This window comes from Bacteroides sp. GM023, assembly GCF_014750685.1.
Classification (GTDB): Bacteria; Bacteroidota; Bacteroidia; order Bacteroidales; family Bacteroidaceae; genus Bacteroides.
On sequence record NZ_JAAXGE010000003.1, the window covers coordinates 286,824 to 310,001 of the forward strand.

Consider the following 23,178-nt stretch of genomic DNA (forward strand, 5'->3'; position numbering starts at 1 on the left):
GTTGAGAGTTGAGAATGGGCTGCGCAATGTTTTCTCAGATTGTTTGTTGTTCTGCCTAGTAATTTTTCACTTTGGTCTTTGAACTTTCAATTTTCTTTTGAATCCTTTTCGGTCAACCGAAAAATCTTATTAACTTTGCAAATCTTTTTGAGAAACAATAAAAAAATAATGATATGAATATCTCTTACAACTGGCTGAAAGAGTATGTCAACTTCGATTTGACGCCCGAAGAAACGGCGGCTGCGTTGACTTCTATCGGCTTGGAAACAGGTGGTGTGGAAGAAGTGCAAACCATTAAAGGTGGTTTGGAAGGTCTTGTGATCGGCGAAGTGCTGACTTGCGTGGAACACCCGAATTCCGACCATTTGCATATTACTACTGTCAATCTGGGAGAAGGCGATCCGGTGCAGATCGTTTGTGGTGCTCCGAATGTGGCTGCCGGACAAAAAGTGGTGGTAGCTACTTTGGGAACAAAACTCTATGACGGTGACGAATGTTTTACCATCAAGAAATCAAAAATCCGTGGGGTGGAATCTACCGGTATGATTTGTGCTGAGGACGAAATTGGTCTTGGTACGGATCATGCGGGCATCATCGTATTGCCGGAAACTGCTGTTCCGGGTACGCTCGCCAAGGATTATTATAATATCAAGAGCGACTATGTGCTTGAAGTGGACATCACGCCCAACCGCGCGGATGCCTGTTCACACTATGGAGTAGCCCGTGACTTGTATGCCTATCTGATTCAGAACGGCAAGCAGGCCACTTTGCAACGCCCGTCGGTGGATGACTTCAAAGTGGAAAACCATGACTTGAATATTGAAGTGAAGGTTGAAAACAGCGAGGCTTGTCCGCATTATGCCGGAGTTACCGTGAAAGGGGTGACGGTGAAGGAAAGCCCGGAATGGTTGCAGAACAAACTGCGACTGATAGGTGTGCGTCCTATTAATAATGTAGTGGATATTACCAATTATATCGTTCATGCTTTCGGTCAGCCTTTGCACTGCTTCGATGCTGCCAAGATAAAAGGCAATGAGGTGATTGTAAAGACAATGCCCGAAGGAACTCCGTTTGTCACATTGGATGAAGTGGAACGTAAATTGAACGAACGCGACCTGATGATCTGCAATAAGGAGGAAGGCATGTGTATTGCCGGTGTATTCGGTGGACTGGATTCCGGTTCTACGGAGGCTACGACGGATGTATTCATCGAAAGTGCTTACTTCCATCCTACATGGGTGCGTAAGACGGCACGCCGTCACGGTCTGAATACGGATGCTTCTTTCCGTTTCGAGCGTGGTATCGACCCGAACAGCGTGATTTATTGCCTGAAACTGGCTGCCATGATGGTGAAAGAACTGGCTGGCGGTACGATTTCTTCTGATATTAAGGATGTATATACTACTCCTGCGCAGGATTTCATCGTAGACCTGGCTTATGACAAAGTCAATTCACTGATAGGCAAGGTGATTCCGGTAGAGACCATCAAGAGTATTGTAACCAGCTTGGAAATGAAAATCACCAATGAAACGGCTGAAGGTCTGACATTGGCTGTTCCGCCTTACCGGGTGGATGTGCAGCGCGACTGTGACGTGATTGAGGATATTCTCCGTATCTACGGATATAATAATGTGGAGATTCCGTCTACACTGAAGTCGAGCCTGACTACGAAGGGTGAGCATGACAAATCAAATAAATTGCAGAATCTGATTGCCGAACAGTTGGTTGGCTGCGGATTCAATGAAATATTGAATAACTCGTTGACCCGTGCCGCTTACTATGATGGGTTGGAGACGTATCCGTCCAATCATCTGGTGATGTTGTTGAACCCGTTGAGCGCGGATTTGAATGCTATGCGCCAGACTTTGTTGTTCGGCGGACTGGAAAGTATCGCTCATAACGCGAACCGCAAGAATGCCGACCTGAAATTCTTCGAATTCGGTAATTGCTATTATTTCGACGGAGACAAGAAGAACCCGGAAAAGGTATTGGCTCCTTACACAGAAGATTATCACCTGGGCTTATGGGTGACCGGCAAGAAGGTTTCCAACTCATGGGCACACGCTGACGAAGATAGTTCTGTATATGAGCTGAAGGCTTATGTGGAGAATATCCTGAAACGTCTGGGACTGGACCTGCATAATTTGGTTGTAGGTAACCTGACCGATGATGTTTTTGCTGCTGCGCTTTCTGTGAATACGAAGGGTGGCAAGCGTCTTGCGTCTTTCGGTGTAGTGACTAAGAAATTGCTGAAAGCATTCGATATTGATAATGAAGTGTATTTCGCCGACCTGAACTGGAAAGAACTGATGAAGGCTATCCGTTCCGTGAAGATCAGCTACAAGGAAATTTCCAAGTTCCCGGCTGTGAAGCGTGACTTGGCTTTGTTGCTTGACAAGAACATACAATTTGCCGAAATCGAAAAGATCGCTTACGATACGGAGAAGAAATTGCTGAAAGAAGTGGAACTCTTCGACGTGTACGAGGGTAAGAATCTTGAAGCGGGCAAGAAGTCGTATGCTGTCAGCTTCCTGCTTCAGGACGAGAACCAGACATTGAATGACAAGATGATTGACAAGATTATGTCGAAACTGGTGAAGAACCTGGAAGATAAGCTGGGTGCGAAACTTAGATAGTCAGATAAACTAAAAATTTCAATCTAAAATATACAAACCAATGGGAAGAGCATTTGAATATAGAAAGGCCACCAAGCTGAAAAGATGGGGTCACATGGCTAAAACATTTACAAGACTGGGTAAGCAAATCGCTATCGCTGTGAAGGCGGGCGGTCCGGAGCCTGAGAATAACCCGACACTGCGTTCGGTGATCGCTACTTGTAAGCGTGAGAATATGCCGAAGGATAATATCGAACGTGCTATCAAGAACGCGATGGGTAAAGACCAGAGCGACTACAAGAGCATGACTTACGAAGGATACGGCCCGCATGGAATTGCTGTCTTTGTGGACACATTGACAGACAATACTACCCGTACGGTGGCTGACGTTCGTTCGGTATTCAACAAATTCGGCGGTAACCTGGGTACAATGGGTTCCCTGGCATTCCTTTTCGACCACAAATGTATGTTCACTTTCAAGAAGAAAGACGGACTGGATATGGAAGAACTGATTCTCGACCTGATCGACTATGATGTGGAAGATGAATACGAAGAGGATGACGAAGAAGGAACAATCACTATCTACGGTGATCCCAAAAGTTATGCCGCTATTCAGAAGCACTTGGAAGAATGTGGTTTCGAAGATGTCGGTGGAGACTTCACTTACATCCCGAACGACTTGAAAGAGGTGACTTCCGAACAGCGTGAAACTCTGGATAAGATGATCGAACGTCTGGAAGAATTTGACGACGTGCAGACTGTTTATACCAATATGCAACCCGAAGAAGGCGAAGAAGAATAAACGGTCATGGAGTATGTGTATAGGACAAAAGGTACTTGCAGCACGAACATCGAACTGAATGTGGAAGATGGAGTGGTGAAGGAAGTGGCCTTTTGGGGTGGATGTAACGGTAATCTGCAAGGGCTTTCACGCTTGGTAAAAGGGATGAAAGTGGAAGAGGTGATAACCAGGCTCGAAGGAGTGCGTTGCAGTGGCAGACCGACATCTTGTCCCGACCAGTTATGTCGTGCATTGCACGAGATGGGATATTAATAGTAGACATTTCCCTTTTTTATAGTTATATCGGAAGGGAGTGGCAAAAAACTCCCTTTTGATTTTTATTTAGGCACGGATTACACAGATAACACGGTTTTGATTGATTTTGAACCGTGAAATTTGTGGAATCCGTGCCTGAATCTTATTTACTTACTTGTTGGTATTTTGAACCAAAATAGAGCTTCAGTCGTTATTTATAAGTATATTTGTACTGGATAAACTATTATGCAAAAATGAAGAATATTTTTCAAGACTTAAAACGCAAAGATCATAAACGTTATTTGGGCGGACTGGATGTTTTCAGATACATCGGCCCGGGACTTTTGGTAACTGTCGGGTTTATTGATCCGGGAAACTGGGCGTCTAATTTCGCTGCCGGTTCCGAATTCGGGTATTCATTACTTTGGGTGGTTACCTTGTCCACTATTATGCTGATCGTTCTTCAGCACAACGTTGCTCACTTGGGGATTGTCACCGGACTTTGCCTCTCGGAAGCAGCCACTAAATATACTCCAAAATGGGTATCCCGTCCGATATTAGGCACGGCGGTGCTGGCTTCCATCTCTACTTCGCTGGCGGAGATTCTGGGTGGTGCCATTGCGTTGGAAATGCTGTTTGATATGCCTATCATATGGGGGGCTATATTGACGACCGTTTTTGTCTCTATCATGCTTTTCACCAATTCTTATAAAAAAATAGAGCGTTCCATTATTGCGTTCGTTTCCGTGATCGGGCTTTCGTTTATTTACGAGTTGTTCCTCGTGGAGATAGACTGGCCGGCGGCGGCAGCGGGGTGGGTGACTCCGGCTTTTCCGAAAGGAAGTATGCTGATTATCATGAGTGTATTGGGCGCGGTAGTGATGCCGCATAATCTGTTCCTTCATTCGGAGGTGATACAGAGCCACGAGTATAATAAGAAAGACGATGCGTCCATCAAGAAGGTGTTGAAATATGAGTTGTTCGATACGCTGTTTTCGATGATTGTCGGCTGGGCGATTAACAGTGCGATGATTCTGCTGGCTGCCGCTACGTTCTTCAAGAGCGGTATCCAGGTAGAAGAATTGCAGCAGGCGAAATCGCTGCTCGAACCGTTATTGGGAAGCAATGCCGCCATTGTATTTGCGTTGGCGCTGTTGATGGCGGGAATTTCGTCGACTATCACAAGCGGGATGGCGGCAGGTTCTATCTTCGCAGGTATTTTCGGTGAATCGTATCATATCAAGGACAGCCACTCGCAAGTCGGGGTTCTTCTGTCTTTGGGTATTGCCTTGCTACTGATTTTCTTTATTGGAGATCCTTTCAAGGGATTGATTATTTCGCAAATGATACTTAGTATCCAGTTACCCTTCACGGTGTTCTTGCAGGTGGGGCTGACTTCTTCACGAAAAGTGATGGGAGATTATGTGAACAGCCGTTGGAGTACGTTTGTGCTGTACACCATTGCCATCATCGTGTCGGTGCTGAATATCATGCTGTTATTCTCATAAAATGAACATGAATTAATAAATATGTGACAATGAAGATTATTACTTATAACGTGAACGGGCTGCGTGCTGCTGTTTCCAAGGGTTTCGCGGAATGGTTGGCGCAGGAGAATCCCGATGTTCTTTGTCTGCAAGAGACAAAACTACAACCGGATCAATATCCGGCAGAGGTGTTTGAAGCACTGGGGTACAAGTCTTATTTGTATTCTGCACAGAAGAAAGGGTATAGCGGAGTGGCGATACTTACCAAGCAGGAACCGGATCATGTGGAATATGGGATGGGAATGGAAGCCTATGATTATGAAGGTCGTTTTATCCGTGCTGACTTCGGAGATTTGTCGGTAGTCAGTGTGTATCATCCTTCGGGAACGAGCGGGGATGAACGCCAGGCATTTAAGATGGTGTGGCTGGAAGATTTTCAGAACTATGTGACGGAGTTGCGGAAAACCCGTCCGAACCTGATTCTGTGCGGGGATTATAATATTTGCCATGAACCGATTGATATTCACGATCCTGTGAGAAATGCGAAGAACAGTGGTTTCCTTCCTGAAGAACGGGAATGGATGACCCGTTTCCTTTCTGCGGGATTTATTGATTCTTTCCGGTTGCTTTATCCCGAAAAGCAGGAATATACGTGGTGGAGTTACCGTTTTAATTCGCGTGCCAAGAATAAGGGTTGGCGGATAGATTACTGCATGACGAGCGAGCCGGTACGTCCTTTGCTGAAGAGTGCACAGATTCTGAATGATGCTGTGCATTCCGATCATTGTCCGATGGTGCTGGAAATCGAACGTTAAGCTTTTAGAACTTGGAGGGTGGATTGAGGTCTACATACGGGTCTTTGATGGCGGATGCCATCATCGCATTCACTGTGATGCCGGCATCTTCTTTGTAAACCCTCCTTTTGTTCCATTCGCGTATGTCCTTAAGGGTGACTTCCCGCTTCTTTTTCTTTTGGGGGAAGTTGATCCTTCTTTTTCCGTCAGCGTATTCGTCCTTACGGGCGGCGCTCATCATCGCCTGGATGGCAATGGCCGTTGACTCTTTATAGGGTGTTGATTTGCCCATACTCTTAATTTTAGATTTAAATCTTTGTATAATATCCGATAACAAAGATACTTTTTTATATTTTTGCATGAAAATAAAAAGCGAAAAATAGATGGAAGATAGAGTAGAAAAAGCGGTAGAGCTTTTTAAGAGCGGATATAATTGTTCGCAGTCGGTAGTGGCTGCCTTTGCGGATATGTATGGATTCACACAGGAACAGGCTTTGCGCATGGGTGCGTCCTTCGGTGGAGGGATAGGACGGATGCGTGAAACTTGCGGAGCGGCCTGCGGCATGTTCCTGGTTGCAGGACTGGAAACAGGGGCGACGGAAGCAACCGACCGGGAAGGCAAGGCTGCTAATTATGCGGTAGTGCAGGAACTGGCGGCGGAGTTCAAGAAACGCAATGGCTCGCTGATTTGCGGTGAATTGTTGGGATTAAAGAAAAAAGAGACGGTTTCCACCGTTCCGGAAGAGCGTAATGCTCAATATTATAGCAAGCGCCCTTGTGCAAAAATGGTGGAAGAAGCGGCAAGAATTTGGTCAGAATACCTCGAAAATCATCCTAAATGAGGGAAAAATGCTTTTTTATTACAAAATCAATAAAAAAACATTCAATAAAGTGTTATATAACATAAAAATAACTATCTTTGTCCCCGAAATAAAATCTGAAAGTCTTTAGGACCGGATGATTTAAAGCATGTCTAACTAAAATTTCAAAGCAAATGTTGAAAGAAAAAGCTGGTGTAATCGCAGGAACTATCTGGAGTGCACTGAATGAAACAGAAGGAATGACTGCCAAGCAACTGAAGAAAGCTACTAAGTTGGTTGACAAAGATCTGTTCCTCGGACTTGGCTGGTTATTGAGAGAAGACAAAGTCTCTGTGGAAGAAGTTGAAGGTGAACTCTTCATCAAATTGATCTAAGCGAGTTACTCACTTAAGCAATAAAAAAATGCGTTGGTACATTGTCAGAATGTTATCAACGCATTTTTTTTTATTCCGCCATTTACGTATCTTTGCACACCAAAAAGATAAAATAATAAGAATTCGAATGAAGAATATACGCAATTTTTGTATTATTGCTCATATTGACCACGGTAAGTCGACGCTCGCTGACCGTTTGCTGGAGTTTACCAAGACTATTCAGGTGACTTCGGGGCAGATGCTTGACAATATGGACCTGGAGAAGGAGAGAGGGATTACCATCAAGAGCCACGCTATTCAGATGGAATATACCTACAAGGGCGAGAAGTATGTCCTTAACCTGATCGACACTCCGGGACACGTGGATTTCTCGTACGAGGTGTCCCGTTCCATTGCGGCTTGTGAAGGTGCATTGCTGATTGTCGATGCGTCGCAGGGCGTACAGGCACAGACCATTTCCAACTTGTATATGGCTATCGAGCACGATCTTGAAATTATTCCGGTTATCAATAAATGTGATATGGTGAGTGCCAACCCGGATGAGGTGGAAGATGAGATCGTGGAACTGCTGGGCTGTAAGCGCGAGGAGGTGATCCGTGCGTCAGGTAAAACCGGTATGGGCGTGGAAGAAATTCTTGCGGCTGTTATCGAACGTATCCCTCATCCCGAGGGTGATGACGATGCTCCGTTGCAGGCGTTGATTTTCGACTCTGTGTTCAACTCTTTTCGTGGAATTATCGCTTATTTCAAGATTGAGAATGGTGTTATCCGCAAGGGTGATAAGGTGAAGTTCTTCAATACGGGGAAAGAATATGATGCCGATGAGGTAGGGGTGCTGAAAATGGATTTGGTTCCTCGTAACGAGCTTCGTACGGGAGATGTAGGATATATTATTTCCGGTATCAAGACTTCCAAGGAAGTGAAAGTGGGAGATACCATTACCCATATTGCCCGTCCGTGCGACAAGGCTATTGCCGGTTTTGAGGAAGTGAAGCCGATGGTGTTTGCGGGAGTTTACCCGATTGAGGCGGAAGATTTCGAGGATCTTCGGGCTTCTTTGGAGAAGCTGCAACTGAATGATGCTTCCTTGACATTCCAGCCGGAATCTTCGTTGGCTTTGGGCTTTGGTTTCCGTTGTGGTTTCCTCGGATTGCTTCATATGGAGATTGTGCAGGAACGGTTGGATCGTGAGTTTGACATGAATGTGATTACTACGGTGCCGAATGTATCCTATCATATCTTTGACAAGCAGGGGAATATGAAGGAGGTGCACAATCCGGGCGGTATGCCCGATCCGACTATGATAGATCATATCGAGGAACCGTATATCAAGTCTTCCATCATTACGACGACCGATTATATAGGCCCTATCATGACGCTTTGTCTGGGTAAACGGGGTGAACTTATCAAGCAGGAGTATATTTCCGGCAATCGTGTGGAGATATATTATAATATACCTTTGGGTGAGATTGTGATTGACTTTTATGATAAGCTGAAGAGTATCTCCAAAGGGTATGCTTCGTTTGATTATCATCCGAACGGTTTCCGCACTTCCAAGTTGGTGAAGCTCGACATTCTGCTGAACGGCGAACCTGTGGACGCTCTTTCTACGTTGACGCATATTGACAATGCCTATGACATGGGCAGACGGATGTGTGAGAAGTTGAAGGAGCTGATTCCCCGCCAGCAGTTTGATATTGCCATTCAGGCGGCTATCGGTGCGAAGATTATTTCCCGTGAAACGATTAAGGCAGTTCGTAAGGATGTGACTGCAAAATGTTACGGTGGTGACGTCAGCCGTAAGCGTAAGCTGCTTGAAAAGCAGAAAAAAGGTAAAAAACGAATGAAACAAATCGGTAACGTGGAGGTTCCTCAAAAAGCCTTCCTCGCTGTACTGAAGCTGGATTAAAATAAAGCCGCAAGCAATTTTTTCAGAGATATATCTGAACAAATTGACTTGCGGTTAGTTTTTTAATACACCAGGGTGACTGCCTTCTGTCCGCAGAGCTTTCCTTGGCAATCACTTTTAAAAAACAAACGACTAAAAATATGAGAAAAGTTCTGTCTTTTTCGGGCTTCCTTATGTTGGGGCTCATTATTTCACAATTCCTGCCGGTACTGGCAGGGCAAGGCTATGGAGCCGTTAAATCCATTTCGAATGTACTGCTTTATGTATGTCTTAGTTTTATAATGATTAATGTAGGCCGGGAGTTCGTGCTCGATAAGGTCCGGTGGAAAAGCTATGCGGAAGATTACTTCATAGCGATGGCGACGGCAGCTCTGCCGTGGTTTATGATTGCCATTTATTATGTGTTTATATTGTTGCCGCCCGATTATTGGAATAGTTGGGAAGCGTGGAAGGAGAATCTGTTGTTGAGCCGTTTTGCGGCGCCGACATCGGCGGGTATCTTATTTACGATGTTGGCTGCTATCGGGCTGAAGTCCAGTTGGATTTATAAGAAGATCCAGGTGTTGGCTATCTTTGATGATTTGGATACGATTATCCTGATGATTCCTCTTCAGATAATGATGATCGGATTGCGCTGGCAATTGATTATTGTGGTGGTGGTCGTGTTTATGTTGTTGGCTATCGGCTGGCAGAAGTTGAATAAATATGACTGGCGCCAGGACTGGAAGGCTATTCTCTTTTATTCGGTTATTATATTCCTGGCCACGCAGATTCTTTATTTGGGCAGCAAGGAGTTGTATGGAGAAGAGGGGAGTATCCATATTGAAGTGCTGTTGCCGGCTTTTGTCTTGGGTATGATTATGAAACATAGGGAGCATGATACGCCCGTGGAGCGAAAAATGTCAACCGGAATTTCTTTCTTGTTTATGTTCCTGGTGGGGATGAGTATGCCTCATTTTATCGGGGTGAACTTTGCGGAGACTCATGCCGGTACACATTCTGTAACGGGTTCGCAGGAGATGATGTCTTGGGGAATGATTATGTTCCATGTGGTGATTGTCTCTTTGTTGTCGAATGTAGGAAAACTCTGCCCGATGTTCTTTTATCGTGACCGGAAATTGAGTGAACGGCTGGCTCTTTCCATCGGTATGTTTACCCGTGGGGAAGTGGGCGCCGGAATTATCTTCATTGCATTGGGATACAATTTGGGCGGCCCTGCGTTGGTGATTTCTGTGCTGACTTTGGTGTTGAACCTGATTTTGACAGGAATCTTTGTGCTTTGGGTGAAAAACCTGGCATTAAGGAGCTATACTGAATAGAAAAATCCGTATATTGCCGACTTTAATACTATAAAGCATTTTCTTATGACGATCTTACGGACCATGCGAAACTTCTCGTCGATGAATATCACGGCGAGCATCCTTCTGTTTTTGGCTGCAATTTCCGCCGCTGTTATTGCTAATTCTTCAGTTGCTCCGGTTTATCAGGAATTTCTGTCTCATGAGCTTCATTTGCAGATTGGTAGCTTTAATTTACTTTCGCATGGTGGGGAAAATCTACGGATGATTGAGTTTATCAATGATGGTTTGATGACGATTTTCTTCCTGATGGTGGGACTGGAGATCAAACGGGAGTTATTGGTTGGTGAACTTTCTTCTTTCCGCAAAGCGTCATTGCCTTTTATCGCTGCTTGCGGCGGTATGGTGTTTCCGGTGCTGATCTATATGCTGTTTTGCCCGCCGGGTAGTGACGGTGGACGGGGACTTGCCATTCCGATGGCGACGGATATTGCTTTTTCATTGGGAGTGTTGAGTTTGTTAGGCAAACGTGTTCCGATAAGTTTGAAAATCTTTCTGACGGCTTTTGCGGTTGTTGATGATATTGGCGGTATCCTGATTATCGCTATCTTTTATAGTTCGCATGTATCTTATGGTTATCTTGTAGTGGCTGCGTTACTTTATGTTTTGCTTTACTTTGTTGGAAAATGGGGAGCGACAAATAAAATCTTCATTTTGGTGATTGGTATCGTTATTTGGTATCTATTCTTGCAATCGGGTATTCATAGTACGATTTCAGGGGTTATTCTGGCTTTTGTGATTCCTGCGAAACCCCGTCTGAATGTTGGGAAGTATATTGAACATATCCGTCATACAATAGCCGGTTTCCCGACAATGGAATCGGGAAGTATTGTGTTGACCAATGAGCAGATTTCTAAGCTGAAAGAGGTGGAGTCGGCTTCCGACCGTGTGATTAGTCCGTTGCAGTCATTGGAGGATAATCTGCATGGAGCTGTCAATTATCTGATTCTGCCGCTTTTTGCTTTTGTTAATGCGGGGGTGGTGCTTGGTGGTGGCGGTGAGTTGGTCGGCAGTGTGGGCATTGCGGTGGCAGCCGGATTATTGCTGGGAAAATTCATCGGTATTTATTTGTTTACTTGGTTGGCTATCAGAATTAAATTGACTCCCAGGCCATTGGGGATGAATTGGATGAATCTTGCGGGCGTTGCCTTATTGGGCGGTATTGGTTTTACCGTTTCGCTGTTCATTGCGAACCTTTCTTTCGGTGCTGATTATCCGCTATTGTTGAATCAGGCTAAGTTCGGTGTATTGTCAGGCTCTATACTTTCCGGATTATTGGGATATCTTCTGCTTCGGCTGGTGCTTGTCAAAGGGCAGGGATATTGATAAAAGTAACAGATTGTTAGGCACGGATTACATGGATTTACGTGGTTGTTTTCGTATTCATCATTCTAAAAACCGTGAAATCCGTGTAATCCGTGCCTAATTTATTATATAAGCTTTCGTTTCTGAAACCGGAATGAATGAGGTTGTTTTGACGTTATTCTCGTCATTCATCTGTAAGTTCATCATCTATTCCGTCAATCGGCAGAATCTTCTGACTTTCTTCATGAGGTAACTGTTCCACTTGCCGCAGTTTCCGTTCGATGGCACGTGTCCGTTTTCCCATCACTTCTTCCAGTTGGTCTCCGGCACTTTGCAGGTTCTTCTGTACTTTTTCAAGTAATCCGCCGAATTTTCCGAATTCTGTTTTGACAGCTCCTAACACCGTCCATACTTCTCCGGTACGTTTTTGAATGGCAAGAGTACGGAATCCCATCTGCAGACTATTCAGAATAGCGCCCAGCGTTGTTGGCCCGGTCACTACAATCTTATATTCCTTTTGAAGTGTTTCTACAAGGCTTGTCCTTCGGATTACTTCCGCATAAATGCTCTCGAAAGGCAAAAACATAATGGCGAAATCAGTGGTAAAAGGTGGATCTACATATTTGTCATGGATGTCTTTTGCCATCTTCTTGATTGTGTTTTCCAGTTGCTTGCCGGATGATTCCATCAGTGCGGCATCTCCTGCTTCGAAGGCATCGTAATATTGCTCGTATATGTCTTTCGGGAATTTGGCATCAATCGGAAGGTAAACGGTGCTATTGGCATCGTCTTTTCCCGGAAGTTTGATGGCAAATTCAACGAATTCGGTTCCGCTCTTTTTCGTTTTAACGTTAGCGTCATACTGTTCGGGGCTCATCATCTGTTCGAGTAATGCTCCGAGTTGTACTTCACCGAATGTTCCCCGCATTTTTACGTTGCTCAATACTTTTTTCAGTCCGCCGACGTCCTGTGCCAGGGATTTCATTTCTCCGAGTCCTTTTTGTACGTTCTCAAGCTGTGAACGGACGATTTCAAACGACTGGCCAATTCGTTCGTTCAGTGTCTTTTGCAGCTTTTCTTCTACCATCAGGCGCATATCGTCCAGGCGTTTCTCGGTAGATTTCATCAGTGCTTCCTGTTGGCGTGCCATCGTGTCGAATTTCTGGCGTTGTAACTCTCCGCTGGTCATCATGTTTTTATGCAGGACATCCTGGAGTTGCTGCATATTCTGATTGAGCGTTTGCGTCATTTCCATGCGAAGCTCCCGGATGCTGCGGTTCAGTTCTTCCCGGTTCTCCTGCATCTGCTGGCGCAAAGCTATCTGTAATTGTTCCGCTTGAGTTTGATTGTTGCCTTTTGTCAGTGATAATACCAGTAGGACTATCACTAATACGGCAATTACAATAAGTAGAATCAGTTCCATCAATAGGTTAGAATTTCGTTTCCGGTTTCAGTAATCAGAATCATATTTTCCCATTGGGCCGAGGGAAGTCCGTCGTCAGTGCAGACTGTCCATCCGTCGGCTTCGTCTATAAATACTTCGTAGGTTCCCATGTTTATCATCGGCTCGATGGTAAAGGTCATACCGGGTACGATCATCATCCCTGTGCCGCGGCGTCCGAAGTGTTCTACATCCGGCTCTTCATGGAACTTCATCCCCACACCGTGTCCGCAAAGGTCACGGACAACGCTATATCCATTCTTTTCGGCATGTTCCTGAATCGCTGCACCGACATCGCCCAGTTGTTTCCAGGGCTGTGCCGCAGCAATTCCTATTTCCATGCATTCTTTGGTTACCCGAACCAACTTTTGCATTTCGGGACTTACTTCGCCAATCATAAACATGCGGGATGCATCGGAGAAATAGCCATTGTAAATCGTAGAAACATCCACATTGATAATGTCACCGCTTTTAAGGATTTCGTTTTTGTTCGGTATCCCGTGACACACTACATCATTGATACTTGTACAAACGCTTTTGGGAAATCCTTCATAATTGAGCGGGGCGGGGATAGCTCCGTGACCGGTAGTGAAATCATACACCATTACATCAATCTCTTCAGTAGACATTCCTTCACGAATATTCTCCGAGATATAATCCAACAATGCTGTATTGATTTTGGCACTTTCACGAATCCCTTCCAGTTGCTCAGGCGTACGAAGCACTTTGCGTGGAGGGAGTTTATAACCTTGCTTTCTGTATTTTTGTATTTTCTCTTCTACTGCTGCCGGATAATTGGAGGGGGTGAACCGGAATCCCTTGATAAAATTCTTCATTATTATAAGATGTTTTTTAATCGTACAACAAAGGTACGAGAATTAATGGAATTTACCATTCATATGAAACACTAACTTGAGGTATCCATTCCCATCTTTTTCGCAGGGCATTGTATTGATATTGCATACCGGTTTTGATTTTCCAGTTTTTATTTATTTTCAGTACAACATTGCTACCTAGTTGGGTGGGTTCTACTTCGGAAGGGAGTCCCCGGTGTTTTCGGGTATCGAGGTTTTGCGTACCATATATATTGAGCGACCATTTTTTAGAGAACTTATATTCAATAAGAGTTTGGATATGGAAGTTGTTGGGATTTTCTGCAAAGTTACTTTTGCTATGTAAAATGAGATTTTTATTTATTCTCATTAAAGAATAAGTCGGTAAAAAGGTAGAGGCAGACTTGTGGAGTATATTATAGGTATTAATGGATGGTTTTGAAAAGATGGCAGATTTTTTTATAGTTGGTAATGTCAGGTCAAAATCCATAAATGACTTTTTGGGATATATGTTCTGCTCTGTGTTTTCAATGAGCTGTCTATTTATTTTAATTTCCTGTTCAGAGTTTAGTATTTGTTGTAATCTCAATGAGTCCTGTTTACTCCATTCTTGTCCTGCTGCGGATAAAGGGAGTAATGATAGGCAGAGAATCATCAACTGATATTTTCGGGTATCCATACTGTGCGTGCTAGTAAAGTTTACTGTATGGACGGTGGAAAATAGGAAATGCTGCTTTGAATGATATGTGAATAGGAATTATTTCACAAAATATGGGAATACTTTTCTTTTTTTATTTGGACAGTTTTTCTGTTTTGAGGGTGGCTTTTATTAAGTTGTAGCTTTAAATACGGGTTGTATTTTCTGAATCTCCGATTCAAAACCAAACCAGTAACCATGGCCTTCTTCGTCAGTGGGAAGAAAGCATAAACGTAGGTTCTCACGGTATGAACCGTATATAACTTCCCAACTTTCGGGAGGGACTTGCCGTTTGGTTCTAACTCTTTCGGCAGGGGCTTTCTTCAGCGACATTCCTGCTTCTATCCATGCGATGCTGACTTGCGTCGGGTAATCGGGGTATTGTTTTTTACAAAAATCGTATAGAATCAATCCTCTTCTTTCTAAACTTAAAGGAGTGTCGATGACATCTGTTTGCACCAAATGGTTGAGGAATTCATGTAAGAAAGAAGGATTCTCCAAAATTAGTGTCCGGGTAATGCTTTGCCAGGTAGGAGTATTGTAGAATCCGTCTAAAAGGCGGGACAGATAATGTGCTGTCTGTAACTCATCTACTGATATTTCACGGGTTTGCAGTACTTCGTACGGTGGGAGTGGCGAGTATTGGATGCCTAGTTCTTCTGCTCTTCTTCGCATTTCAGTGCCGGGAAGTAACTTCAGAGATTCCAGTTGGATTTCTCCTGCGCCATATTCTGCCAAGGTGTGGACATCTTCGAATATCTCGGATAAGTGATAGAGTGGGAGTCCTGCTATCAGGTCGGCATGCGTCTCCATGTTTTTCAGAGAGCAGAGATATTTTAATCCTTCAAGGGCATCGGATAATTTTCCGATGCGCCGGCTTTGTTGCAGGACAGACTCTTTTAAGCTCTGAATGCCGGCTTCCAGGTGTAATAAACCTTTAGGGAGAACGGATAATTCTTTTTTAAGTTCTTCGGAAAGGAGAGCCGGATGGATTTCAAGATGGAAACAGATATCCGGATAGTTGCGGAATAGGTCGAGTAATTCTTTGGCACGCTTATTATTATAATTAAAGGTGCGGTCGAGCACACGTACATTTTTGATGCCATGTTGGTGAATATCGTTCAGACGTTCACAGATAGCTTCCAAAGGAATGGTGCGGACAGGCTTTTCACCGCCACTGACACAAAAAGCGCAAGTGTTGAAACATCCGCGGGTCGTTTCAAGCTGTACAAAGGGCTTGCTCCAGTTGAAGAAACGACTCTTTTCGGGTGAGATGAGTTGTGAGAAATTCATGACACGGGCAATGCCGTTATCCTGATATTGATTTGTTTCATCAATGTAGCAGAGTCCGGTTACGGATTTCCATGCTTGCTTTGGGTGATTCCATACTTTAAGCCATTGAGGAAATACTTCTTCGCCTTCGCCGCGGAATACTCCGCTGACAAATCTATTTTTTAATAAAAAGTCTTCGTTATCTCCCAAAAACTCGGGACCGCCAAGTACGACACAAGATTGGGGAAGTAATGCTTTGGCACGTGAAACAATATGTAATAGTTGTTCGTGATTAAATAACCAATTGGTGGCTGCAATGATGTCCGGTTGATGGTGATAGATTTGTTTGACAACGTTACCTATGTTCTCATTGATTGTTGCAGAAACCATACACCATTCGATAGTAATGTCATTTGCTATTTGTGCATGTAGGGCGGGTAATGCCAAAGATGAATGGGCGTATGAACTATTTAAATCAAGCCAAAGAAGTTTCATGTGAAAATTTTAATATTATGTGGCAAAGGTACAAAAAACTTATGGCTTGCTGCCTATAGTGAATAAAAAACGCTAATTTTGTGCATAATTCATATTTCAGCAGAAAACAAAAACTTTGAGTCTCATCTATTTGTTTTAAGAAAGAGGTTGTTTTTGTGAAAACGAAATTATATATTTGTATCAATAAACGCAAAAAACTAGATAATTATGAAAATGATTAAGAGATATGCAGGTATCTTGATGATGCTGACTTTATTGGTTGGCTTTACTTCGTGTGAAGACGATGAAGATATTTACGATGACTTGATGGGGCGCACCTGGGTAGGTGACCTATGGTTTGGTTCTGACAGAGATCCGATAGAAAGCGGTATTCGTTTAGATAATAACGGATTGGGAATAGATTATCAGATTTATGATTATGATGGTAGACCTGCGGGCGATTTGCCTTTCCGCTGGTGGGTGGATTATGGAACACTGTATCTCGATTACGGACGTGATTTTGCATTACGTGAAATAAGAGGTGTTCGTGTCAGAGGACGCTATCTGCAAGGGGATTTATATCTTGACGGTGGGTATATTGATTATATAGAGTTGCAAATGCAGTAATAGAATAAGATAATAGGATTAAAAAGAAAAGGAGTTATATCAACATTCAAATTGATATAACTCCTTTTTTATTAGGTATACTTGCTTATTTCTTCAAAAACAACTTCTTGAAATCTGCCGGATAAGGAGTCTCAAACTCCATCAAATCTCTCGTCACCGGATGATAAAAACAAAGTTTGAAAGCATGAAGGGCTAATCGTCCGATAGGGTTAGGAGAGTTTTCTCCACCGTATCTTCCATCACCGATAATCGGATGACCTAAATCCTGCATATGTACACGAATCTGATTCTTACGGCCTGTCTCCAAATCAAGTTCCAATAAAGAATATCCGTTCGCACGTTTGATCGTCCTGTAATGTGTGATTGATTTTGAACCACCATCGTCATATTTGCTGGAACTTACATACAAAGTCTTGTCTGTCAACCAGGATACCACCGTATCATAATCCTTCTCCATATTTCCTTCGACTACAGCTACATATCTACGATCGGTCACTATCTCTTGCCAATTGTCGCGCAAAATTTGCTGTGTCTTTTCATTTTTGGCAAACATCATCAAACCGGAAGTATCTCTATCTAGGCGGTGAACGATGAATACACGGAATTGGCGACCGGAACGCTGCACATATTCATTAAGAATAGTGTAAGCGGTACGTTCCTTCTGACGCTCCGTATTGACGGATAAGAGTCCTTGTGTCTTTTCAATGACGATAATATAGGCATCTTCATACACAATCTTCAGCAATCTGTTGCTAAATTCTTTCTTTCCTTTTACTTTGCTGATTTGCACTTTCATTCCTGCCTGAAGCGGGAAATTAAATTGCGTAGTGATTACATTGTCTACAAGCACTACTCGTTTGCTCAACAAAGCCTTCAGTTTCGTACGACTTGCATCCGGCATTTTAGCAGCCAAGAAATCCATGAGTTCCATCGGCTCTTTGACTGCATAGTTTGTATATTGGGCGCGTGCTTTTTCTGCAAGCGTCTTTCTCGGTCTTTTTTCCATTCTTTTCTCTTTTATCGAAGTTCTAGCAATACTACGTTCTCCACATGATGAGTATGGGGGAACATATCTACCGGTTGCACAGCTTTCACTTTATATTTGCCGTCGAGTAATTGCAAGTCGCGTGCCTGGGTAGCAGGATTACAGCTTACATAAACAATCCGTTTAGGTTCGGCGAATAAAATGACGTCCACCACATCCTGATGCATACCTGCACGAGGTGGGTCTGTGATGATAACATCCGGGCGTCCGTGCTGATTGATGAAATCCTGTGTCAGCATATCCTTCATGTCACCAGCATAGAACAAAGCGTTTTTAATATCATTGATTTCCGCGTTTACTTTTGCGTCTTCAATGGCTTCCGGTACATATTCGATACCAATCACCTGGCGTGCCTGTCGTGAAACGAAGTTGGCAATCGTTCCCGTTCCGGTATAAAGGTCGTACACCAGTTCATTTCCGGTCAGCCCGGCAAAGTTACGGGCTATCTTATATAGATTGTATGCCTGTTCCGAGTTAGTCTGATAGAACGATTTCGGTCCGACTTTGAAACGCAGACCTTCCATCTCCTCAAAGATGTGATCCTTACCTTTAAATACGTGCACATCCAAATCGTTGATTGTATCGTTGCACTTATTATTAATAATGTATAGCAGAGACGTTATTTCCGGGAAAGAATCGGCAATGAACTGAAGCAGTTGCTTGAACAGGTCCATTTCGTGATCTTCCGTAATCTTACAAATCACAATAACCATCAATTCGCCTGTCGAAGAAGTGCGGATAATCATATTCCGCAGCATACCTTCCTGTGAGCGCAGATTGATAAAGGAATAATCATGCTCGTAAGCATAATCACGTATCGCGTTACGGATACGGTTGGATATATCATCCTGCAACCAGCATTTCTCGATGGCCAGCACCTTGTCGAACGCACCCGGAATATGGAAACCTACCGCATTCATCTGATCGTACTTCACATCCTGGCGCACTTCTTCGTTTGTCAACCAACGTTTGTTGGAAAAAGTGAACTCCAGTTTATTTCTGTACCATTCTGTTTTTGCCGAACCAAGAATCGGAGAGATTTCAGGCAGCTCGATTTTCCCGATACGTTTCAGGTTATCTTCCACTTGCTGCTGCTTGTATCTGATTTGTTCCGCGTAGGGGAGCACTTGCCATTTGCAGCCGCCGCATACACCATAGTGTTGGCAGAAAGGAACGGCGCGATTGGGCGATAGTTCATGAAACTTCACCGCTTCTGCTTCGGCATATTTATTCTTTTTACGCTTGATCTGAAGGTCTACGACGTCACCCGGCACTACGTAGGGGACAAAAATTACCAGGTCGTTTACTTTTGCGATGGCTTTTCCTTCGGCAGCCACATCCATGATTGTTACCTTCTCTAATAAGGGAAGCTCTTTTTTCTTTCTTGCCACTTTTACACCAGTCTAATAATTACTCTGCAAAAGTAGGTATTTTTTTTGGAAAATTTTCGTGTCTGTAGAAATAATCCAGATTGTAATGTCGAAATTGCATTTTGATAGAAAGTTTTTTCGCAAAAAGTTTTCTGGTTTGCGAAATATCCTTAGATTTGCGAACAGAAGATAATCATAATGTAACTTTAAACACAGTATTATGGATAAAAAAAGAGTTTATACCTTTGGTAATGGTCAGGCAGAAGGAAAGGCTGACATGAAGAATTTGCTAGGTGGTAAAGGTGCCAATCTTGCAGAAATGAATTTAATCGGAATTCCAGTCCCTCCCGGATTCACAATAACTACAGATGTTTGTACGGAATACAACACGTTAGGACGTGACAAAGTGGTTGAGTTGCTCAAAGATGAAGTCGTACAAGCTATCTCTAATGTAGAAGGCTTGATGAAATCAAAATTTGGTGACATTGAAAACCCTCTGTTGGTGTCTGTACGTTCCGGTGCCCGCGCATCTATGCCGGGTATGATGGATACAATCCTGAACCTGGGTCTGAATGACGAAGTTGTGGAAGGTATTATCCGTAAGACTGGTAACGCACGCTTTGCATGGGATTCTTACCGTCGTTTTGTACAGATGTACGGTGACGTGGTTTTGGGGATGAAACCTACTAATAAGGAAGATATTGACCCGTTCGAAGCCATCATCGAAGAGGTGAAAGAATCGAAAGGTGTGAAACTCGACAACGAGTTGGAAGTGGAAGACCTGAAAGAACTCGTGAAGAAATTTAAGGCTGCCGTAAAAGAACAGACAGGAAGAGATTTCCCGACTTGCGCATACGAACAACTTTGGGGAGCTGTTTGCTCTGTATTCGATTCATGGATGAATGAACGTGCTATCCTTTACCGTAAGATGGAAAGCATTCCTGACGAATGGGGAACAGCCGTAAACGTACAGGCAATGGTATTTGGTAACATGGGTGAAACATCGGCAACCGGTGTTTGTTTCTCACGTGATGCCGGTACGGGTGAAGACCTTTTCAATGGTGAATACCTGATTAACGCGCAAGGTGAAGACGTGGTAGCCGGTATCCGTACTCCGCAACAGATCACTAAGATCGGTTCTCAACGTTGGGCTCAACTAGCCGGAGTAAGCGAAGAAGAACGCGCCGCAAAATATCCTTCTATGGAAGAAGCTATGCCGGAAATCTACAAAGAACTGGATGCGCTTCAGACTAAACTGGAAAATCACTATAAAGATATGCAGGACATGGAGTTCACCGTACAGGAAGGCAAACTTTGGTTCCTTCAGACACGTAACGGTAAGCGTACGGGTGCTGCCATGGTGAAAATTGCTATGGATTTGCTTCATCAAGGTATGATTGATGAGAAAACTGCTTTAATGCGCGTTGAACCGAATAAGCTGGACGAATTGCTTCACCCTGTATTTGATAAAGAGGCTTTAAAGAAAGCTAAAGTTCTGACTCGCGGCCTTCCGGCTTCTCCGGGTGCTGCAACCGGTCAGATTGTATTCTTCGCCGACGATGCTGCTGAATGGCATGCTGCCGGAAAACGTGTAGTGATGGTTCGTATCGAAACTTCTCCTGAAGACCTGGCAGGTATGGCAGTTGCCGAAGGTATCCTGACAGCTCGTGGCGGTATGACTTCTCACGCTGCTGTGGTTGCCCGTGGTATGGGTAAATGCTGTGTGTCGGGTGCAGGTGCATTGAATATTGATTATAAAGGCCGTACGGTAGAAATTGAGGGTGTAGTGCTGAAAGAAGGCGATTACATCTCTCTGAACGGAAGTACGGGTGTCGTATATAATGGTAAGGTGGAAACACAGGCTGCTGAACTTTCCGGTGACTTTGCCGAATTGATGACGTTGGCTGACAAATATACCCGTCTGCAAGTACGTACCAATGCGGATACTCCGCATGATGCGGAAGTAGCCCGTAATTTCGGTGCGATAGGTATCGGCCTTTGCCGTACGGAACATATGTTCTTCGAAGGTGAGAAGATTAAGGCAATGCGTGAAATGATCCTGGCAGAAGATGCAGATGGACGTCGGAAAGCATTGGCTAAGATTCTTCCATACCAGCAGGCTGACTTTAAGGGTATCTTCAAGGCAATGGCAGGTTGTCCGGTGACTGTACGTCTGCTCGATCCTCCTTTGCATGAGTTCGTTCCTCACGATTTGAAGGGACAGCAGGAAATGGCGGACACAATGGGCGTAAGTCTGCATTATATCCAGCAACGTGTAGAATCATTGTGCGAGCACAACCCGATGTTGGGTCACCGTGGTTGCCGTTTGGGAAATACATATCCTGAAATTACACAGATGCAGACACGTGCTATCCTGGGTGCTGCATTGGAATTGAAGAAAGAAGGAGTGGAGACACATCCGGAAATCATGGTTCCGTTGACCGGTATCTTATATGAATTCAAGGAACAGGAAAACGTGATCCGCACAGAAGCAGCGAAGTTGTTCGAAGAGCTGGGAGACAGCATTGACTTCAAAGTAGGTACAATGATTGAAATCCCGCGCGCAGCTTTGACAGCCGACCGTATTGCTTCTTCTGCTGAATTCTTCTCATTCGGTACAAATGACTTGACGCAGATGACCTTCGGTTATTCTCGTGACGATATTGCTTCCTTCCTTCCTGTTTATCTGGAAAAGAAGATTTTGAAAGTAGACCCGTTCCAGGTGCTCGACCAAAATGGTGTGGGACAACTGGTACGTATGGCAACAGAAAAAGGCCGTGCTATCCGCCCGGATTTGAAATGCGGTATTTGTGGTGAACATGGTGGTGAACCTTCTTCAGTGAAGTTCTGCCACAGAGTAGGATTGAACTACGTTAGTTGTTCTCCATTCCGCGTGCCCATCGCAAGATTGGCAGCGGCGCAGGCAGCAATTGAGGGATAGTTGAATACGCTGGTTAGGTACTTAACTATCTGATAAATAGACTGTGGATACTTGTGAAAGTATTTGCAGTCTATTTTATTTTGTACAAACCGAAGTTGTGTATTTTATAAAAAACTAACTAAAAAGTTGTTTTAATGGAAAAAGGGTTATACTTTTGCACCCCGGAAACGGATCTAAATGGGGTCTAATGGTATAATTTTAAAAAAAAGAAGATGAAAAAGAGTTTATTATTGGTAGTTATCATGTTGGTAGCTATCGCTGTAAAAGCACAAGACATTTACGTAGGCGGATCTTTGAACGTTTGGCGTAACAGCACAGGCAACACTACATCATTTAAAGTTGCTCCGGAAGTCGGATATAACTTTAATGAAACATGGGCATTGGGTGCCGAGTTGAATTATTCACATGAGTATAACGAAGGTGCAACTGCCAATGCAGTATTTGTAGCTCCGTATGTTCGTTGGTCTTATTATCAGAACAGTGCTGTTCGTCTGTTTATGGACGGAACTGCTGCTCTCGGCTTTGTGAAAGTCAAAGATGGTGATACCAGCAAAGCAGGACAGATCGGTATCAGACCGGGTATTGCTGTGAAACTGAACAAGCATTTCTCTTTTGTTGCTAAATATGGCTTCTTGGGCTACCGTAGAAACATAAATACTTCAGGAGATTCTTTCGGTCTTAAGCTGAGTAGCGAAGACTTGTCATTTGGATTCCACTACGAATTCTGATAAGAAAAACCGAACAAAAAATAGGAAAGGGGGTTCTCTAAAATAGGGAAT

Annotated in this window: 20 protein-coding genes; 13 read left to right on the forward strand and 7 right to left on the reverse strand. The window is 43.8% G+C overall.

The genetic code is table 11. From position 1 onward, the window contains the following. The first annotated feature begins 173 nt into the window (after positions 1-173). The 5 genes from pheT to HC965_RS07780 all read left to right on the forward strand — a co-directional run bounded on the left by pheT (position 174) and on the right by HC965_RS07780 (position 5,953). Positions 174-2,636, forward strand: coding sequence for a phenylalanine--tRNA ligase subunit beta (gene pheT / locus HC965_RS07760; protein ID WP_191030961.1), 2,463 nt, complete (start codon positions 174-176; stop codon positions 2,634-2,636). Positions 2,637-2,676: 40 nt separating this feature from the next. Continuing rightward, complete coding sequence (locus HC965_RS07765) at positions 2,677-3,417, forward strand: YebC/PmpR family DNA-binding transcriptional regulator (RefSeq protein ID WP_191030962.1); 741 nt, start codon at positions 2,677-2,679, stop codon at positions 3,415-3,417. Between the two features lie 6 nt (positions 3,418-3,423). Further along, entirely contained in the window at positions 3,424-3,669 is a 246-nt protein-coding gene (locus HC965_RS07770; protein WP_191030963.1) for a TIGR03905 family TSCPD domain-containing protein, read from the forward strand. A gap of 236 nt (positions 3,670-3,905) precedes the next feature. Beyond that, positions 3,906-5,159: an Nramp family divalent metal transporter gene (locus HC965_RS07775; protein ID WP_191030964.1), complete on the forward strand. Its 1,254-nt coding sequence runs from the start codon at positions 3,906-3,908 to the stop codon at positions 5,157-5,159. A 29-nt stretch (positions 5,160-5,188) separates the two neighbouring features. After that, on the forward strand, positions 5,189-5,953 hold the full coding sequence (locus tag HC965_RS07780; RefSeq protein ID WP_191030965.1) for an exodeoxyribonuclease III: 765 nt from the start codon (positions 5,189-5,191) through the stop codon (positions 5,951-5,953). Between the two features lie 4 nt (positions 5,954-5,957). Here HC965_RS07780 and HC965_RS07785 read toward each other — a convergent pair whose 3' ends face one another. After that, on the reverse strand, positions 5,958-6,224 hold the full coding sequence (locus HC965_RS07785) for a hypothetical protein (protein WP_191030966.1): 267 nt from the start codon (positions 6,222-6,224) through the stop codon (positions 5,958-5,960). A gap of 91 nt (positions 6,225-6,315) precedes the next feature. Here HC965_RS07785 and HC965_RS07790 point away from each other — a divergent pair, with 91 nt between their 5' ends. From HC965_RS07790 to nhaA, 5 genes are all read left to right on the forward strand, one after another. Continuing rightward, positions 6,316-6,774 (forward strand): C-GCAxxG-C-C family protein, encoded by a 459-nt coding sequence (locus tag HC965_RS07790; protein WP_191030967.1) that lies wholly within the window; start codon positions 6,316-6,318, stop codon positions 6,772-6,774. Positions 6,775-6,926: 152 nt separating this feature from the next. Next, positions 6,927-7,127 carry a winged helix-turn-helix domain-containing protein gene (locus HC965_RS07795; RefSeq protein WP_191030968.1) on the forward strand — a complete coding sequence of 67 codons (201 nt, stop codon included), beginning with the start codon at positions 6,927-6,929 and terminating at the stop codon, positions 7,125-7,127. Between the two features lie 127 nt (positions 7,128-7,254). Further along, a complete protein-coding gene (lepA, locus tag HC965_RS07800; RefSeq protein WP_191030969.1) occupies positions 7,255-9,036 on the forward strand; it encodes a translation elongation factor 4 in 1,782 nt (593 codons plus the stop codon). A gap of 140 nt (positions 9,037-9,176) precedes the next feature. Beyond that, positions 9,177-10,355 carry a sodium:proton antiporter gene (locus HC965_RS07805; protein WP_191030970.1) on the forward strand — a complete coding sequence of 393 codons (1,179 nt, stop codon included), beginning with the start codon at positions 9,177-9,179 and terminating at the stop codon, positions 10,353-10,355. Between the two features lie 45 nt (positions 10,356-10,400). Further along, entirely contained in the window at positions 10,401-11,720 is a 1,320-nt protein-coding gene (gene nhaA / locus HC965_RS07810) for a Na+/H+ antiporter NhaA (RefSeq protein ID WP_191030971.1), read from the forward strand. Between the two features lie 163 nt (positions 11,721-11,883). On the opposite strand, the gene HC965_RS07815 is transcribed toward nhaA, so the two are convergent. The 4 genes from HC965_RS07815 to HC965_RS07830 form a co-directional block, all read right to left on the reverse strand. Further along, entirely contained in the window at positions 11,884-13,122 is a 1,239-nt protein-coding gene (locus HC965_RS07815; RefSeq protein ID WP_191030972.1) for a DNA recombination protein RmuC, read from the reverse strand. Then, positions 13,122-13,976, reverse strand: coding sequence for a type I methionyl aminopeptidase (gene map / locus HC965_RS07820; protein WP_191030973.1), 855 nt, complete (start codon positions 13,974-13,976; stop codon positions 13,122-13,124). Before map ends, HC965_RS07815 begins: the two co-directional genes overlap by 1 nt. A gap of 52 nt (positions 13,977-14,028) precedes the next feature. After that, entirely contained in the window at positions 14,029-14,652 is a 624-nt protein-coding gene (locus tag HC965_RS07825; RefSeq protein WP_191030974.1) for a DUF4858 domain-containing protein, read from the reverse strand. A 150-nt stretch (positions 14,653-14,802) separates the two neighbouring features. Further along, positions 14,803-16,437, reverse strand: a complete 1,635-nt coding sequence (locus tag HC965_RS07830) for a B12-binding domain-containing radical SAM protein (protein ID WP_191030975.1) — start codon at positions 16,435-16,437, stop codon at positions 14,803-14,805. A 207-nt stretch (positions 16,438-16,644) separates the two neighbouring features. Here HC965_RS07830 and HC965_RS07835 point away from each other — a divergent pair, with 207 nt between their 5' ends. Beyond that, positions 16,645-17,043 (forward strand): hypothetical protein, encoded by a 399-nt coding sequence (locus HC965_RS07835; protein ID WP_191030976.1) that lies wholly within the window; start codon positions 16,645-16,647, stop codon positions 17,041-17,043. A gap of 85 nt (positions 17,044-17,128) precedes the next feature. Here the strand turns inward: HC965_RS07835 and HC965_RS07840 are convergent, their stop codons facing one another. Together HC965_RS07840 and rlmD are read right to left on the reverse strand one after the other, a co-directional pair. After that, positions 17,129-18,049: an RluA family pseudouridine synthase gene (locus HC965_RS07840; RefSeq protein ID WP_191030977.1), complete on the reverse strand. Its 921-nt coding sequence runs from the start codon at positions 18,047-18,049 to the stop codon at positions 17,129-17,131. 11 nt (positions 18,050-18,060) lie between these two features. Next, positions 18,061-19,431, reverse strand: a complete 1,371-nt coding sequence (rlmD, locus tag HC965_RS07845; RefSeq protein WP_223854806.1) for a 23S rRNA (uracil(1939)-C(5))-methyltransferase RlmD — start codon at positions 19,429-19,431, stop codon at positions 18,061-18,063. Positions 19,432-19,678: 247 nt separating this feature from the next. Between rlmD and ppdK the strand changes: the two genes are divergently transcribed. Both ppdK and HC965_RS07855 read left to right on the forward strand, forming a co-directional pair. Next, positions 19,679-22,399: a pyruvate, phosphate dikinase gene (ppdK, locus tag HC965_RS07850; protein WP_191030978.1), complete on the forward strand. Its 2,721-nt coding sequence runs from the start codon at positions 19,679-19,681 to the stop codon at positions 22,397-22,399. 212 nt (positions 22,400-22,611) lie between these two features. Next, the gene (locus HC965_RS07855; protein WP_191030979.1) at positions 22,612-23,127 is read left to right on the forward strand and encodes an outer membrane beta-barrel protein; all 516 of its coding nucleotides are present in this window, start codon (positions 22,612-22,614) and stop codon (positions 23,125-23,127) included. The last annotated feature ends 51 nt before the right edge of the window (positions 23,128-23,178 follow it).

What these genes read in the sequence shown, in the direction of transcription:
- pheT (WP_191030961.1), top strand. Translation starts at nt 174, where the DNA reads ATGAATATCTCTTACAACTGGCTGAAAGAGTATGTCAACTTCGATTTG.
- HC965_RS07765 (WP_191030962.1), top strand. Translation starts at nt 2,677, where the DNA reads ATGGGAAGAGCATTTGAATATAGAAAGGCCACCAAGCTGAAAAGATGG.
- HC965_RS07770 (WP_191030963.1), top strand. Translation starts at nt 3,424, where the DNA reads ATGGAGTATGTGTATAGGACAAAAGGTACTTGCAGCACGAACATCGAA.
- HC965_RS07775 (WP_191030964.1), top strand. Translation starts at nt 3,906, where the DNA reads ATGAAGAATATTTTTCAAGACTTAAAACGCAAAGATCATAAACGTTAT.
- HC965_RS07780 (WP_191030965.1), top strand. Translation starts at nt 5,189, where the DNA reads ATGAAGATTATTACTTATAACGTGAACGGGCTGCGTGCTGCTGTTTCC.
- HC965_RS07785 (WP_191030966.1), bottom strand. Translation starts at nt 6,224, where the DNA reads ATGGGCAAATCAACACCCTATAAAGAGTCAACGGCCATTGCCATCCAG.
- HC965_RS07790 (WP_191030967.1), top strand. Translation starts at nt 6,316, where the DNA reads ATGGAAGATAGAGTAGAAAAAGCGGTAGAGCTTTTTAAGAGCGGATAT.
- HC965_RS07795 (WP_191030968.1), top strand. Translation starts at nt 6,927, where the DNA reads ATGTTGAAAGAAAAAGCTGGTGTAATCGCAGGAACTATCTGGAGTGCA.
- lepA (WP_191030969.1), top strand. Translation starts at nt 7,255, where the DNA reads ATGAAGAATATACGCAATTTTTGTATTATTGCTCATATTGACCACGGT.
- HC965_RS07805 (WP_191030970.1), top strand. Translation starts at nt 9,177, where the DNA reads ATGAGAAAAGTTCTGTCTTTTTCGGGCTTCCTTATGTTGGGGCTCATT.
- nhaA (WP_191030971.1), top strand. Translation starts at nt 10,401, where the DNA reads ATGACGATCTTACGGACCATGCGAAACTTCTCGTCGATGAATATCACG.
- HC965_RS07815 (WP_191030972.1), bottom strand. Translation starts at nt 13,122, where the DNA reads ATGGAACTGATTCTACTTATTGTAATTGCCGTATTAGTGATAGTCCTA.
- map (WP_191030973.1), bottom strand. Translation starts at nt 13,976, where the DNA reads ATGAAGAATTTTATCAAGGGATTCCGGTTCACCCCCTCCAATTATCCG.
- HC965_RS07825 (WP_191030974.1), bottom strand. Translation starts at nt 14,652, where the DNA reads ATGGATACCCGAAAATATCAGTTGATGATTCTCTGCCTATCATTACTC.
- HC965_RS07830 (WP_191030975.1), bottom strand. Translation starts at nt 16,437, where the DNA reads ATGAAACTTCTTTGGCTTGATTTAAATAGTTCATACGCCCATTCATCT.
- HC965_RS07835 (WP_191030976.1), top strand. Translation starts at nt 16,645, where the DNA reads ATGAAAATGATTAAGAGATATGCAGGTATCTTGATGATGCTGACTTTA.
- HC965_RS07840 (WP_191030977.1), bottom strand. Translation starts at nt 18,049, where the DNA reads ATGGAAAAAAGACCGAGAAAGACGCTTGCAGAAAAAGCACGCGCCCAA.
- rlmD (WP_223854806.1), bottom strand. Translation starts at nt 19,431, where the DNA reads ATGGATGTGGCTGCCGAAGGAAAAGCCATCGCAAAAGTAAACGACCTG.
- ppdK (WP_191030978.1), top strand. Translation starts at nt 19,679, where the DNA reads ATGGATAAAAAAAGAGTTTATACCTTTGGTAATGGTCAGGCAGAAGGA.
- HC965_RS07855 (WP_191030979.1), top strand. Translation starts at nt 22,612, where the DNA reads ATGAAAAAGAGTTTATTATTGGTAGTTATCATGTTGGTAGCTATCGCT.